Annotated in this window: 11 protein-coding genes; 6 read left to right on the top strand and 5 right to left on the bottom strand. The window is 64.2% G+C overall.

Translation table 11 applies throughout. The annotated features are described in order from the left end of the window. Positions 1 to 89: 89 nt before the first annotated feature. Positions 90 to 1,064, top strand: coding sequence for a glycerophosphodiester phosphodiesterase family protein (locus tag ACXJMY_RS29300; RefSeq protein ID WP_456622826.1), 975 nt, complete (start codon positions 90 to 92; stop codon positions 1,062 to 1,064). Here ACXJMY_RS29300 and ACXJMY_RS29295 read toward each other — a convergent pair. Both ACXJMY_RS29295 and ACXJMY_RS29290 read right to left on the bottom strand, forming a co-directional pair. Then, the gene (locus ACXJMY_RS29295) at positions 1,061 to 2,683 is read right to left on the bottom strand and encodes an ABC-F family ATP-binding cassette domain-containing protein (RefSeq protein WP_456622825.1); all 1,623 of its coding nucleotides are present in this window, start codon (positions 2,681 to 2,683) and stop codon (positions 1,061 to 1,063) included. The genes ACXJMY_RS29300 and ACXJMY_RS29295 overlap by 4 nt on opposite strands. A gap of 122 nt (positions 2,684 to 2,805) precedes the next feature. Beyond that, a complete protein-coding gene (locus ACXJMY_RS29290; RefSeq protein WP_456622824.1) occupies positions 2,806 to 4,365 on the bottom strand; it encodes a multicopper oxidase family protein in 1,560 nt (519 codons plus the stop codon). Between the two features lie 276 nt (positions 4,366 to 4,641). Between ACXJMY_RS29290 and ACXJMY_RS29285 the strand changes: the two genes are divergently transcribed. The 3 genes from ACXJMY_RS29285 to ACXJMY_RS29275 are packed head-to-tail and all read left to right on the top strand — an operon-like array spanning position 4,642 to position 8,575. After that, positions 4,642 to 7,413, top strand: coding sequence for a xanthine dehydrogenase family protein molybdopterin-binding subunit (locus ACXJMY_RS29285; protein ID WP_456622823.1), 2,772 nt, complete (start codon positions 4,642 to 4,644; stop codon positions 7,411 to 7,413). Next, positions 7,410 to 7,934: a (2Fe-2S)-binding protein gene (locus ACXJMY_RS29280; RefSeq protein ID WP_456622822.1), complete on the top strand. Its 525-nt coding sequence runs from the start codon at positions 7,410 to 7,412 to the stop codon at positions 7,932 to 7,934. Before ACXJMY_RS29285 ends, ACXJMY_RS29280 begins: the two co-directional genes overlap by 4 nt. A 23-nt stretch (positions 7,935 to 7,957) precedes the next feature. Further along, positions 7,958 to 8,575 carry an Isoquinoline 1-oxidoreductase subunit gene (locus ACXJMY_RS29275; protein WP_456622821.1) on the top strand — a complete coding sequence of 206 codons (618 nt, stop codon included), beginning with the start codon at positions 7,958 to 7,960 and terminating at the stop codon, positions 8,573 to 8,575. Positions 8,576 to 8,617: 42 nt separating this feature from the next. Here the strand turns inward: ACXJMY_RS29275 and ACXJMY_RS29270 are convergent, their stop codons facing one another. The 3 genes from ACXJMY_RS29270 to ACXJMY_RS29260 all read right to left on the bottom strand — a co-directional run bounded on the left by ACXJMY_RS29270 (position 8,618) and on the right by ACXJMY_RS29260 (position 13,245). After that, a complete protein-coding gene (locus tag ACXJMY_RS29270) occupies positions 8,618 to 9,367 on the bottom strand; it encodes a bestrophin-like domain (RefSeq protein ID WP_456622820.1) in 750 nt (249 codons plus the stop codon). A 36-nt stretch (positions 9,368 to 9,403) separates the two neighbouring features. Further along, the gene (locus ACXJMY_RS29265; protein ID WP_456622819.1) at positions 9,404 to 10,726 is read right to left on the bottom strand and encodes a TAXI family TRAP transporter solute-binding subunit; all 1,323 of its coding nucleotides are present in this window, start codon (positions 10,724 to 10,726) and stop codon (positions 9,404 to 9,406) included. A 659-nt stretch (positions 10,727 to 11,385) separates the two neighbouring features. Beyond that, on the bottom strand, positions 11,386 to 13,245 hold the full coding sequence (locus ACXJMY_RS29260; RefSeq protein WP_456622818.1) for a caspase family protein: 1,860 nt from the start codon (positions 13,243 to 13,245) through the stop codon (positions 11,386 to 11,388). A 300-nt stretch (positions 13,246 to 13,545) separates the two neighbouring features. On the opposite strand from ACXJMY_RS29260, the gene ACXJMY_RS29255 reads away from it, so the two are divergent. Both ACXJMY_RS29255 and ACXJMY_RS29250 read left to right on the top strand, forming a co-directional pair. Beyond that, positions 13,546 to 14,318 (top strand): IS5 family transposase gene (locus tag ACXJMY_RS29255; protein WP_456622817.1). Its coding sequence is split into 2 segments (ribosomal slippage): positions 13,546 to 13,879 and positions 13,879 to 14,318, totalling 774 coding nucleotides; the frame shifts between segments, so codons are not numbered across the junction. A gap of 77 nt (positions 14,319 to 14,395) precedes the next feature. Continuing rightward, positions 14,396 to 14,562, top strand: a 167-nt coding sequence (locus ACXJMY_RS29250; protein WP_456622882.1) for a transposase, incomplete at its 3' end; no start/stop codon positions are given.

The raw sequence follows: 14,562 nt of genomic DNA, 5'->3' as shown, positions 1-14,562 counted from the left end.
ATGGGCGCTCAGCAGCGCCCATCCCTGATGATCGCCGCAAATCGACCTCAAACGCCACTGAGGGTGATCGCGGAAATTGGGAATCATCCGTGGGTCGGAAACTGAAATTTGCGGCGGCGGCCGTCATCGCCGTCGCGGCGGGAGTCTACATCAACAACACCAGCCTTCTCGCGCCGCATCGTGACGGTAAACCGGTCATGCTCGCCCATCGCGGCATGGCGCAACGCTTCGACGAGCGCGATGTGAAGAACGACACCTGCACCGCAGCGCGCATGCTGCCGCCGACGCACGACTACCTCGAAAACACGGTACGCTCGATGCGCGCGGGCTTCGACGCCGGCGCCGACGTGGTCGAGCTCGACGTGCACCCGACCACCGATGGTCAATTCGCAATATTCCACGACTGGACGCTCGACTGCCGCACCGACGGCCACGGCGTCACGCGCGAGCAGAGCATGGCAAAGCTCAAAACGCTGGACATCGGCTACGGCTACACCGCCGATAGCGGCAAAACCTTCCCGTTTCGTGGCAAGGGCATCGGGATGATGCCGACGCTCTCCGAGGTGTTTGCCGCCTTCCCTAACAAGCAACTCCTCATCAATGTGAAGAGCCGCGACGCACACGAGGGCGAGAAGCTCGCGGCCGTGCTGAACGCGATGCCAGCCGAGCGACGGCGGAGGATCATGGTCTACGGCGGCGACGAACCGATCGAGGTGATCCGTCGCCTCACGCCGGACGTCCGCACGATTTCACGCGCGGCGATCCGGAGCTGCCTGCTCGGCTATATCAGCTATGGCTGGACCGGCCTCGTGCCGCCGGCCTGCCGAAATGCGATGGTGCTGGTGCCGATCAACGTCGCGCCCTGGCTATGGGGCTGGCCCGATCGATTTCTCAATCGCATGACCGGCGCCAACAGTGCAGTTTTCGTGCTCGGTCCCTACAGCGGCGGCGAGTTCTCGACCGGCATCGATACGCCGGAGCTGTTTGCCCGGCTTCCGCAAGGCTATTCCGGCGGGATCTGGACCAACGAGATCGAGACGATCGCCCACAGCACGAAGAATTAGCTCCGCAACCCCGGCGCTTCCTGCCCGGTGCGCGCGACATATTCGGTGTAGCCGCCGCCGAACTGGTGGATGCCCTCCGGCGTCAGCTCCAGCACCCGGTTCGACAGCGTCGCCAGGAAATGCCGGTCGTGGGAGACGAACAGCATGGTGCCCTCGAAATCCGACAGCGCCGTGATCAGCATCTCCTTGGTGGCGAGGTCGAGATGGTTGGTCGGCTCGTCCAGCACCAGAAAGTTCGGCGGGTCGAACAGCATCTTCGCCATCACCAGCCGCGCCTTCTCGCCGCCCGACAGCACCCGGCAGCGCTTCTCGACGTCGTCGCCGGAGAAGCCGAAGCAGCCGGCAAGCGCGCGCAGGCTTCCCTGCCCCGCGGTCGGAAACGCATATTCGAGCGACTCAAACACCGTCTGCTCGCCGTCGAGCAGGTCCATGGCGTGCTGGGCGAAATAGCCCATCTTGACGCTGCCGCCGACCGCCACGGTGCCCTCGTCGGGCTCGCTCGCGCCGGCGACCAGCTTGAGCAGCGTCGACTTGCCGGCGCCGTTGACGCCCATCACGCACCAGCGCTCGCGGCGGCGGATCATGAAATCGAGCCCGTCATAGATCCGCTTGCTGCCGTAGCCCTTGAACACCTTCTTCAAGGCGACGACGTCCTCGCCCGAGCGCGGCGCCGGCGGAAAATCGAACGCGACGGTCTGGCGGCGGCGCGGCGGCTCGACCCGCTCGATCTTGTCGAGCTTCTTGACCCGGCTCTGCACCTGCGCGGCATGCGAGGCGCGCGCCTTGAAGCGCTCGATGAACTTGATCTCCTTGGCCAGCATCGCCTGCTGGCGCTCGAACTGGGCCTGCTGCTGCTTCTCATTCAGCGCACGCTGCTGCTCGTAGAATTCGTAATTGCCGGTGTAGGTGGTGAGCGAGCCGGAATCGATCTCGACCACTTTTGAGATCACGCGGTTGATGAACTCGCGGTCATGCGAGGTCATCAGCAGCGTGCCTTCGTAATCGTGCAGGAATTTTTCCAGCCAGATCAGGCTTTCGAGGTCGAGATGGTTGCTCGGCTCGTCGAGCAGCATGACGTCGGGGCGCATCAGCAGGATGCGGGCGAGCGCCACGCGCATCTTCCAGCCGCCGGAGAGTTTTCCGACGTCGCCGTCCATCATGTCCTGGCTGAAGCCGAGGCCTGAGAGGGCTTCGCGTGCGCGGCCGTCCAGCGCATAGCCGTCGAGCTCCTCGAAGGCGTGCTGCACCTCGCCGTAGCGCGCGATGATCTCGTCCATCTGATCGGCCTTATCAGGATCGGCCATCGCCGTCTCGAGCTCGCGCAGCTCGGCCGCCACCGTGCTCACCGGTCCCGCCCCGTCCATGACCTCGGCCACGGCGCTGCGGCCGCTCATCTCGCCGACGTCCTGGTTGAAATAGCCGATGGTGATGCCGCGATCGGTCGAGACCTGGCCCTCGTCGGGCAGTTCCTCACCGGCGATCATCCGGAACAGCGTGGTCTTGCCCGCCCCGTTCGGCCCGACCAGGCCGATCTTCTCGCCCTTGTTGAGGGCGGCGGAAGCTTCGATGAAAAGGATCTGGTGGCCGGCTTGCTTGCTGACGTTGTCGAGGCGGATCATGATGTCTTCTGGGGGGAATTTTGCGTTGCAGCGTAATAGGCCATGCCGGCCGCCAAGGGAAGCCCGGCCGGACCCGGATCAGCCCCCGCCATTCGCCAAATTCCTGCAATCCCCCCAGAAGCTTACGGCTTGTAGACCTCGACCGTCTGCATCATGCCCATCTCCTCATGGTTCATCATGTGGCAGTGGAGCATGTAGACGCCGGTGAAATCGAGGAAACGGGAGCGGAACACGACCACGCCGCCCTTGCGCTCCACGATCACGGAATCCCGCCATTCCGGCACCGCCAGCGCCTTGCCGTTGACCGAGACCACCTGGAACGGGTTGGTGTGGATGTGGAAGACGTGGTCGTCATGCTCATGCGTGTTGAGGATGGTCCACTCCTCGACCGCCCCGAGCTTGACCCGCTGATCGATGCGGGCCGGATTGAACTTCTTGCCGTCGATGAAGAACTCGAATTCCTGCCAGTGGCCGGCGGCGTCGGCCTCGGGTGCGGTCGCCGACAGGACCACCTTGCGGCGGTTGGTGATCTCCGTGTCCTTGATGGGCGCGAGCGGTGCCGGCGGCAGGGCGCGCGGCAGCTTCATGTCCATCGGCGCGCCCGCGACAACGACCCGCGCCAGCGGCCCCACCGGCGAAGGGTGGCCCTGGTCGTAGGGCGCCGCGTTGAAGGCGTAGGTGCCGGGGCCGCCCGCCTTCACCAGGATATCCGCCCGCTGCCCGGGCGCGATCAGCAGCTGCTTCAGCGGCTGCACGGCACCGAGCTGGATGCCGTCATAAGCGATCGCCTGCAGATCATGCTTCTCGAGATCAAGCAGCATGTCGTCCTGATAGGCGGCATTGAGGATACGCCAGCGTTGCACCTCGCCGGGCCGCATCTCGATCGCCGGCCGCCGCTGCCCGTTGATCGCCAGGAAACGCGTCGCCGTCTCCGGAAACAGCGTCTCGAAATTCTCGACCATGCCGTTGGCGTCGTAGACCACCTGGGTCAGCACCAGCAGGCGCTCGCGGGCGGTGGCGATCTCGGGCACGTCGGCGAAATCGCCCTCGATGATGACGGCGCCGACCATGCCGCTGGACATCTGGATGTCGGCGCTGCCGTGGTGGTGCGGGTGATACCAGTAGGTGCCCCGGGTGTGATCGGCCGGCAGCGTGATCTCGATGTTGTAGCTGTGGCCCGGGGCCATCGAGCGCATGACGTTGTCGGCGATCCCGCTCGGGCTGGTATGCGCGCCGTGGAAATGGAAATTGGTGTTGTTGAACTGGTGCGGGTGGCTGATGTCGGCGGGAAGCCCGTCGCGGTTCGGCGGCAGGTCGTTGATCATCTTGATGCGCAGGGTCTCGCCGGGCTTCATGCGCAGGGTCGGCCCGGGACTGCCGCCCTCATAGGACCGGACATAGAGCCGGACGCCGCCGATCTGGCGATAGGCGTAGCCGCAGCGCAACGTCGTGCTCAGAACGCCATTGACAGATCGCCGCACCTCGGGCTCGAGCAGCGGCTGATCCATGGCGGGAACCGGCGTTTCCGGAACCATCCCCATCGTTGGCGACATGTCCGCGGTGTGCGAGGCGCCCGCATGGTCGTGCGCGGCATGCTGGGCCTGCGCGCTGCCTGCGACCAGCGACAACGCGCCCGCCTTGAGACCGTAATCGAGCAATTGGCGCCGCGAGAGCTTTGTCATATCCGCTCTGACTGGAGAGACGTCGTTCGGATCGTGCTGCATTTGAGTTTCGCCCCCGTTGCCCATCCGTCTTCAGTTTGATTCGATTCTAAAGCAAGCGCGAAACGTCGATCCCATCCGGGAAGCGCACGACATTCACCGGTTGTAAACGCCCTGACCCTTTCTATCGTCGCATGACGAATCACGACGGATTCGAGCTAGCATTGGCGCGGACCTTCCGGGCATGGATGCCGTCAGCATCGTGATGCCCTCGAAACCTTGTACAAGGATCTGATCATGGAGCCTTCGCGACGCGAGTTCGTGAAGTGGTTGTCGGCGGGAGGCATCTCGGTCAGCCTGTCTCATCTTGCCTCGGCGACGCCAGCTCCCTTCGCAGCCCACGAGACGCTGCCTGGACGCGGCAAGTTCAATCCCGCGGCAAAGGGCGCCGGCCGTGTCGACGGCGTCGCCAAGGTCACCGGCGCGAAGCTTTACGCCTCCGACTTCCGCGCCAATGATCTGCCGGGCTGGCCACAGATCACCTCGCACGCCATCCTGGTGCGCGCCAACGACGCCACGCACGTCTACACCGGCCTGGATCTCGCCCGCCTCGGCGGCGCGCTCAAGCCGTCGGTGGTGGTGACGGCCGCCGATCTCGACCGGATCGGGACGCAGGTGCCGGAATTCTATGCGGGCGACCTGTTCTGTCCGATCGGCAAGACGCCGCTCTATCTCGGCCAGCCGGTCGCGCTTCTGATCTTCGAAAAATTCGACGCCTTCGACCAGGCGCGTCTCGCGCTGCGCGACGGCACTTTCGTCCAATTCGGCGAGGAGACCGGGCCTGTCGTCGTCCCCGATTACGGGGCCTTCCGCTTCACCCGCGTGGCAGGTCCCTCGCCTGACAAGCCGGATGTCTATTCGCCGATCCAGGCGGGCTGGGTCTCGCCCAAGAAGGTGCAGAGCGCGGCGCTGCCGGTGTGGTCGGCGCTCGCCAAGGAAATGCCGGCGGATTACGCCAAGGCAGCGAAATATGGCGAGCAGATCCGCGCCGAGCTTGCCGCGGACGACGCCTCCATGCTGGTGCTCGACCGCGAGTTCGAGACGCAATCGGTCGACCCGATGTTCCTCGAGCCGGAATGCGGGCTCGCCTGGTACAACGGCAAAGGCGGCAATCTCGAACTTCTGCTTGGCGTACAATCGCCCTACGAGGCGGCGGAGTCGATCGCGCATCTCTTCGGCAAGGCCCGCGCGCCCTACAAGCCGGCGCACATCAACGCGCAGTTCGCCCATGTCGGCGGCGGCTTCGGCGGCCGCGATCACACACCTTTCATTCTCTATGTCGCGCTCGCGGCGGTCTGCTTTCCCGGCAGGCCCGTGCGGCTGGCGCATGACCGCTACCAGCAGTTTCAGGGCGGCATCAAGCGCCACTCGATCAAGATGCGCTCGCGCATCGGCATCGATCGCGCGACCGGCAAGATCAGGGCGTTCGCCGCCGACCACGTGCTTGACGGCGGCGGGCTCGCCCATTTCTCGGCCAGCGTCGCCGTCGTCGCGGCCACCGGCGCGATCGGCATCTACGACATTCCGAAGGTCGACGTCAGGACCGTCGCGGTGCACTCGCGCGGCGTGAGCGCGGGCTCGATGCGCGGCTACGGCATCCTGCAGGCCATGACGGCGCTGGAGGTCCTGATCGACGAGGCGGCGTCCGAGCTCAAGCGCGATCCGATCGACTTCCGGCGGCGTAACGCGCTGCCCCAGAACGGTCGGACCATGACGGGCAATCCCTACATCGTCTCGGTGCGCACGCCGGAAATCCTCGACAAGCTCGAGCAGCATCCAATCTGGCAGCAGCGGGCACAGTTCAAGCAAACATCGTCGGATCGGCTGGTCGGCACCGGCGTCGCCTGCGTGACGAAAGACTATGGCTCCGGCGCGGACGGCTCTCTCGGCCGTGTCGAGCTTGGACCTGACGGCAAGATCGTGATCTTCTGCGATCACGTCGAGATGGGCAACGGCATCGGAACGGCGCTGGCCAACCGGGTCGCAAGCCATCTCGGCGCCATCGCCGACGAGGTCTCGGTCGCTCGCGTCGATAGCTATGACGTGCTCGGCCTGGTCACGTCCGGCGATCCCTCCACCATGGACCAGAAGACCCAGGATGCCGCGGAGAAAAATCCGCGTTGGGTGCCCGCGATCAGCTCGCCGACGAGTTCCTCGATCGGCGCGCATGTCGGCACGCATTCCGCCGCAGAAGCCGCCCGCGTCATCTTCCGCTACGGCCTGTGGCCCGCGGCGCTGGAGCTGTGGCACATCGCAAAGACTGATCCGCGCGCTCGGCAATGGGCCGCCGCAAGCTGGCAGAACGGGCAGCTTACCATGCCCGGTCTCGAACCGCTGGCGCTGCCGGTACTGGCCGCGACAGCCCATGCGCGCAGCTTCGTCACCGGTGCGGTTGCGCACAGCTTCTCCCGCTGGGCCTGGTCGCGGGCGCGCTTTCCGGTGTTCGGCGAGCAGTACCGCGCCGAGATCGACGCGCTGGCGATCCGCCGCGGCAACGGCAAGTTCGAACGGATCAACCGCACCAGCGTCAAGTTTCCGCCGACCGACAACAACCGGATCGGCACCGCCTACACCTCGATGTGCGGCACGGTCGTCCGCGTCGAGATCGAGCGCGCAACCGGCGTGCTCCGCATCGCCAAGGCCTACAGCGTATTCGAATGCGGCACCGCGCTGGTGCCGGAGGTCGTGATGGGCCAGGCCCAGGGCGGCTTCGCCATGGGCGTCGGCTACGCGCTGCTCGAAACGCTGCCGCCATTCGAGGGCGGTCCCGGCAACGGCGAATGGAATCTCGGCCGCTATCTGGTCGCACGCGGCTCCGACCTGCCGCTCCGCGATCTCGAGATCGAAATGCTGAAGCCGCAGACAGCCGACGAAGCACCGAAGGGCATGGCCGAAGTCGTGATGATCCCGATCGTACCGGCGCTGATCAACGCCATCCATGACGCCACCGGCCATCGCTTCCGATCGCTGCCGGTCACATCAAGCCTTTTGAAGGGAGTGCTCGCGTGACGACCCTCAGCCTCACCATCAACGGCCAGAAGCACGGTCCGATGGACGTCCGCGACGACCTCTCGATGAACGATTTTCTGCGCGAGATGCTCGGGATGACCGGCACCAAGTTCGGCTGCGGCGCCGCGCAATGCCTGAGCTGCGCCATCATCGTCGACGCGCCCGACGGCACCAGCTACACCAGCCCGACCTGCATCGCGCCTGCGGTCAATTTCGACGGCAAGTCGATCCGCACCGTCGAGGGTCATGCCAAGGATGGTGAGCTGTCGGCGCTGCAAAAGGCCTTCGTCGAGCACTTCGCCTTCCAATGCGGCTACTGCACCGCCGGCTTCGTCAACGAGGGCCAGGTGCTGCTCGAACGTCTGTCGCGCACGCCGGTGCCGCGCGAGGCGCTGGAGCAGACCATCGCGGATGCGCTCGATGGCCATCTCTGCCGCTGCACCGGCTACATCAAATATCACGAGGCTGTGCGCGACGTGATCCTCGCCGATTCAAACCGCTATCTCATCGCCACCAAGTGAGCGCGCCTGGGGACACACCAGCCATGATCTCCGACGCACGATTCAAGACGATGGCCGTGATCGCGGCGCTCGCGAGCAGCCTGTGCGCGGCCTACGCGGCCTCGGAGACGGCGAGCCATGCCCTCGCCTCGCCCGAAAGCTTCACCTCGATCGGCGACACCGAGAAGCGCTCGGCGGCGATCTTCACCGAGCTCGGCAAGGTGCTGACGCATCCGCGCTGCACCAATTGCCATCCGGCCGGCGACAGGCCGCACCAGGGCGACAATGCCCGCCTGCATCAGCCGCCGGTCACGCGCGGCGCCGACGGCCATGGGCTCGAGTCCATGCGTTGCAACACCTGCCACCAGAAGGCCAATTTCGAGCCCGGCCGCATGCCCGGCCATCCCGAGTGGCATCTCGCCCCGCGCGAGATGGCATGGGAAGGCAAGACCGTCGGCGAGATCTGCGAGCAGATCCGGGATCCCGCGCGCAATGGCGGGCGCAAGGTGGAAGACCTGATCGACCACATCGGCAAGGACACCCTGGTCGGCTGGGCCTGGAAGCCCGGCTTCGGCCGCTCGCCCGCGCCGGGCACGCAGGCGCAGGCCGGCGCGCTGGTCGAGGCCTGGGTGAAGACCGGGGCGGCCTGCCCCGTCCCTTAGGGCGGGCGCTCTCTGGCCGGCAACCCCGATCATGCGAATGGCTCAGGGACCGAGCGGCGTGAGGGCGCTGCGCAGTGGCGCGCTGGAAATTTGCATCAAACCCGAAAATGGCTGGCCCAGCTCCAGGACCAGGTAGATCGCCCCGGCGGCCGACAGTGCAAAAACGAACAGCGCGCCGAAAACGGTTGCGCTGGGTTTGGCAAACAGGCCGAAGCTTCCAAAGATGATGGTGAGCCAGAAAATCAGCACCACCAGGAACGGCATAGGGATCGAGTTGTTCGTCTGTGCGAACAGCAGCAGGCGGGTTTGCGCAATGTCGGTGGCGATCTGTATGGCCCTGGCTTGCAGGGAGCGCTGGGAATCGTCCTGCGGCGAAAGCTGCTGAAGCTTCGCAAAGAATGCTTCGCTTACGGCGCTCGCCTCGAAGGGGTTCGCCTTGGCAACCTCGGAACTTTTCTCGCGCCACATTCGATCGGCTAAAGCAACGACGGCGCGACGCAACAGATTGCGTTCGTCATTCGCCTCCGGTCCGTACTGCGCCAGCAGATTGTCGAGCAGGACGACATTGCTCGTCATCTGCGTGACTTGAGTGCTCTGCGTGTCGTAGGAGCCCTTCGCCGAGGCGATCAGCAGGCCGAGGACAAGCGCGGCTATCGTCCCGATGAGGCCCGTGCCCAGCCTGACCACATCCTTGTCATCTGTGCTCAGGTGATGCCCGGGAAGGAACATACCCAGCAGGGCACCGCCTGAGATGCATAGAAACGTGATGCACGATAGCGCGATTGCATTCATGATTCACCGGTGTGTCGCGATTTAGCGGTGTGCCGCCTACGCCGCGGAGGCAACTGCGGGTCCCCTGGCGATCAATGTGCGTCGGTCGTGAATCAAGCTCTCCAGCCGGTGGGCTGCCACGTTCAATGTGGCATCATCCACCGCGCTCTCGTCTCCAGCAGCGGATTTGGCGCGCTCCGCCTTTAGAATGCTGTCGATTTCGTCTTCGATATCCGAAAGTTCAGCCTCTGAATCGACCTTCCGAATCCGGCGCGCCAGGGCATAGAGGGAATCGAGCGGGCCTTCGGCTGCGCGGTTGCCGACGCCCAGGAATTTCCACGCCGCCGCAAGCATGGTGGCAGCGCCACCCAGTACCATCGGCGTCAAATAGATCCAGTTGCCGTATTCATCCATGAAGCTCTGCGTGGTGCTGTTGTAGACGGCTGCCGCGCCAGGGTGCAGCGGAAGGTAGGCATCCTGGTCGGTGCTGGGCGCGGTGATCTGCGCGAAAATCGGCTGCTCGCGCAGAAGATTTCTGCGCGCGCGCATGATCGCCTCCGTGAGGCTGGTTACCAGATCAGTGCCGAGCTTCTTTTGCGCAACCAGGTATAGCGAGGTCCTCAGGGTCGTCAGGTCATCTTCCGGGACCGGCGGCGATCCCCGCAGCGTGCCCTTCGGGACGTCGAAGCTTTCAAAAGCGCGTTCATTCTCGGCAATTGCCCCGGCGGACTCGATTGGGATCAGTACCGGGACCTTTTTATGGTCGAGCTGAAAAAATCCGCGGACGAGCGAGAGGTATTTTTCGGCGAGCGGGATCACGACAAGCAGGGCACCGACTTGTTTTGACTGAATGGCTTGCCGGACATCCGTCAAAGCAAGGTTCTTGAATACAACTTTTGCGGCCGCCAGATCGTATTCCTTGGTCAACACATCGACAATTTTGGCGTTCACAACGCCGCCGACCACGCCGACCGTGCGTCCCTTCAGGTTGCCAATGCCGTCGATGGACGATCCCGGCGGCGCGATGATCAGCACGACCATATGGCTGACGACGACGACGGCTTGCGCCTGCGACAAGTCGCCGACATCGCCGCGAACCACAGCGAGATCGACCTTGCCCGCGGAGAAAGCGGCAGCGGCCTCAAGCGCGGTGCCGCTGTCGATGACCTTGAGCCGGACCGGCGCGTTCGTTGAAACGAGCTCGCCTGCTATCGCTGACATTGCCTTGGCCGCCTCGCCGTCGACCGAGCCGACCGCCACGGTCAGCGTTACCGGGCGGCTGTAGTACCGATAGGCAAGGAGACTTGCGCCTCCCGCAAAGGCGACGACGCCGACAAGCAGGAAAAAGCGAAGCCACAGCGGAAATTTTATCGACATCATGCTCGCCACTCCAGACGCGTCGGCCGATGGACATCGCTGCATGGCTTAATTGCAGCGCGTATAACCGCAATACTAAAGCCTCGTAGTTCCAACTATGCGAAAGCCGGCGGGCTCCTGTGTGAGTTCGCCACGTCCTTGCCGCTGTATTCTGCGGACCTGCGATGCCCGCGAATGTCCGCGGCCAGAGTAGCTGCCAGCGGCCGCTCTACGTGCTCGCTGCTCAAGACGCCCCCCAAGCTCGGGGAAATTGAGTGGTATATATCAGAATTGTGGGCCGATGTCCGGCTATGCCCAAGTCCGAAACGGGCCCAGCAAGCGACATTCCCGGGCGCGCAAGAGCAGGCCGGCGCGCTGGTCGAGGCCTGGGTGAAGACCGGGGCCGCCTGCCCCGCGCCTTGATGGCGAACCAGGGTCCGTCCCCATAAATCCGGTACGCGCGTGCAGCATGGCGAGGACCGCGCCGCCACAAAAGTGGAGATCGGCGCTGCGCAACCTCATATCCCCGAAGGGCCAGGAGCTGACCAGGAGCCGACTAAGCGGCGTGTCACCGCTTTTGGAGAGACACTGGTTTCCCGTACAACGGATCATCGAGAGTTGGAACGAAGCGCTCGCTATCCTGGAGCGAGATCTCTTTCATCGCCGCAATCTATCCTGCCGCTTCAGTTGCACACTTCGGCCTGGGTTCCTGTAATGCCGTACGAGCCACCAATTTTCGCGCGCTCAATCCGGCAGCCGGGCCGTACCGGTCGACACCCAGCATTATTGCAGATGAGCTGCCCGCTCGCTTGCGGCTTCGCCGGTGCAGCGTCGACCTCCTTACGTTGGTTATCGCGCTTCTGGGCGTCCTCCCGCGTCGCGACCGGCTTCTTCTCCTGCGCCTTCTCGCATTCGTTGTCGTCATTGACGCGATAGCCCGCGCGGCAGGTGATCTTCACGCACGCATCGCCATCGGCCTTGAAGCCATGATCGCAAACCAGCGGGCAGACGCGACCCGGCTTGGCCTTGATCGCATCCAGCGCATCGAAGCTGGCGAGCTTGGCGTCGAGTTTCGTTCCGGCATACTTGTTGAACAGCGTCAGCGAGCGCTGTGACGTCGCATTCCAGTCACCGTCAGCCAACGCAGTCAGGCACCCGACCCGGCGCAATTCCGACTGCACCGATTTCGCGACCTCCTGGGGTGACATGACAGGCTGCGCCGACGGCGGCGCGAGCGCCGCGACCTTCTGTTCGCCATCCGCACCGGCCGGCTTCTCGGCAGCCTTTTTCGCCGCCAGTTCTGCGGCGGCTTTCTCGGCAGCGGCTTTGTCGGTGGCCTGTTTGTCCGCAAGCGCCTTCTCGGCTGCCTGCTTGTCGGCGAGCGCCTTGGCTGCTGCGGCCTCGGCCTCTTTCCTGCGCTGCTCGGCTGCGGCGGCCCTTGCCTCTTCGACCTGCTTGGCCTTCTCAGCCGCAATCCGCGCATCTTCAGCGGCCTTGGCGGCTGCCGCCGCCTTGTCTTGCTCCGCCTTCCTGGCCCGCTCCGCCGCAAGCCGCTCTTTCTCGTCTTCGGCCTGCCGCGCCTTATCGGCGGCGGCGGCGCGCGACTCTTCTGCTGCGATCCGGTTCAATTGCCCCTTGGCCAGGCTGGCGTAGAACCCGTCGGCATACGTGGCGAGGAAAGCCGTCCAAACCTCTCTGGTGCCGATCTGCAGCGCCAGCTCATAATCCCGGCGGATCGCGTCCTGAGGGTTGGCTTGCGGTCCCGCAGCGACCGGCTTGGCCGGAACCAGGGACACGTCGTCACCGCCCAGCGAGCCATAGACATACGGCTCCTGCTTGTAGCCGGTGGTCTTGAGGACATCGTCGCGCACGAAGCCGAAGGCCTTGCGCAGGTCGAGTCCCGGTGTGGGCAGACGCTCGACCAGCGCGGCCGCGAACGGGCTGTTCTTCGAGTCGCCATCGGAGGCGGTCGAGCCCGCCTTCGCGGCGTAGGCGACCATGGTGTTCGGACTGGTCGGCTCGACCTTGCCAAGACCACGTCCGATGGCGCGCGCGGCGACCGTGCGCTTCATTGTCTTGGCAAAGGGATTGTCGCGGCAGGCGTCGAGAATGACGAGGCGGAGCTGTTTGGCCGGTTCGATGGCAAACAACACCCGGTCGAGCGGAAACGCCTCGTCGAACACGTCGTTGTCCGTCTCCAGGGCAGCATCGGTCGGGATCAGGTAGTTGTTGCCGTCCAGCTCGATGCCGTGGCCGGCGTAGTAGATGACGGCGACTTCGGCCTCGCGAGCCTTGCCTGCGAACTCGCGAAGCGCCTTGCGCATATCGACCACGCTGAGGTCGAGCTTGATGTCGACGCTGTCGAATCCGGCCTTCTTGAACATGCCACCGATCAGCGTGGCATCATTCACCGGGTTCGTAAGCCTCGGCACGCTCTTGTAGGCCGAATTGCCAATGACGAGCGCGACGCGACGCTCGGCGTGCGCCGAACCGCAGGTTAGCCAGACCACAAATAGCAATGAAAACCAGCGGAATGCGCCCATCACAGCCCCGAACATCACGTGCGCAGCGTATGCAGAGCCTGTCAAAAGGCAAGTCTTGGATCTGTGAGGCTGATCACTCAGGGCTTCGCCATGTCGCCTGCGCAGTACACTTTGATTCACGATCCTTCGAACCCGCGAAAGCGGCCGGAGCCACTGGGTGCACTGTCACCGTAATCGCCGCAATCGCCTGGCTGAGGACGGGAGCGGCCTGCCCCGCGCTGACGAGGCGCTAGGTTCCGTACTCAAACCCCTTGTGGTCGATGAGACGTGGTGATTCAAGGCTTCCAAATGGAGGCTTTGATGGCACGCTTCGATTTGACGGACGCCGAATGGACGATCATCGCGCCGTTATTGCCGGGAGCCGAGGGGAGGAAGAATGGCCGGCCCCGGCCGGACGATCGCAAGGTTCTCAATGGCATCTTCTTCGTGTTGCGCACCGGCACTCCCTGGCGGGATCTGCCGGAGCGCTACGGGCCTTACACGACCGTGTACAACCGTTTCAATCGCTGGGCGAAGGCGGGCATCTGGCTTGGAGTATTCGAGGCCCTGGCGGCGAGATCGCCGCAGTCTCTGCAACTGATCGACTCATCGATTATCCGCGCTCACCAGCATGCGGCGGGCGGTAAAAAGGGGGCCCGGATAACGCCATTGGCCGTTCTCGCGGAGGATTGAGCACCAAGATCAACGCGGTCGTCGATCAGCAGGGAATGCCTGTACGGATTGTGCTTTCGCAGGGTCAGTCGTCCGACAAGACCATTGCGCCGACCTTGATCGAAGGGCTCAAGCCGGATCGCGACCTCGTCGCGGATCGTGGCTATGACGCCCGAGCTATCATCGATCTTGTCGAAGCTCGTGGCGGGCGGGCGCACATCCCGACCTCCCGCGACCGCAAGGTCCAACGCTCGGTTGACCATCTCATTTGTCGGCAACGCAACCTGATTGAGCGCTTCTTTAACAAGCTCAAGCATTTTCGCCGCGTCGCAACCCGCTACGACAAAACCGCCCGAAACTTCCTTGCCGCTATTCTGCTTGTTGCCACCCGGCTATGGGCTAGGTTTGAGTCCACAACCTAGGCCCGATCGACATTCGGGATTCCCAAGTGGTTTGATCGCTGATTCATAGAGTTCCGTGATTCGACACGGAGCGGATGATGGCGGCGAAGCGATATGAGCTGACCGAGGCGCAATGGGCGAGGATCTCACCACTGCTGCCGGGGAAAGCTGGCGACCCGGGACGTACGGCTGCGGATAATCGTCTGTTCGTCAACGGATGTCTGTGGGTTTTGCGGTCGGGTGCACACTGGTGCGACCTGCCGGA

It is taken from the genome of Bradyrhizobium sp. P5_C12 (genome assembly GCF_054049735.1).
This window is presented reverse-complemented; position numbering and strand designations above follow the sequence as displayed.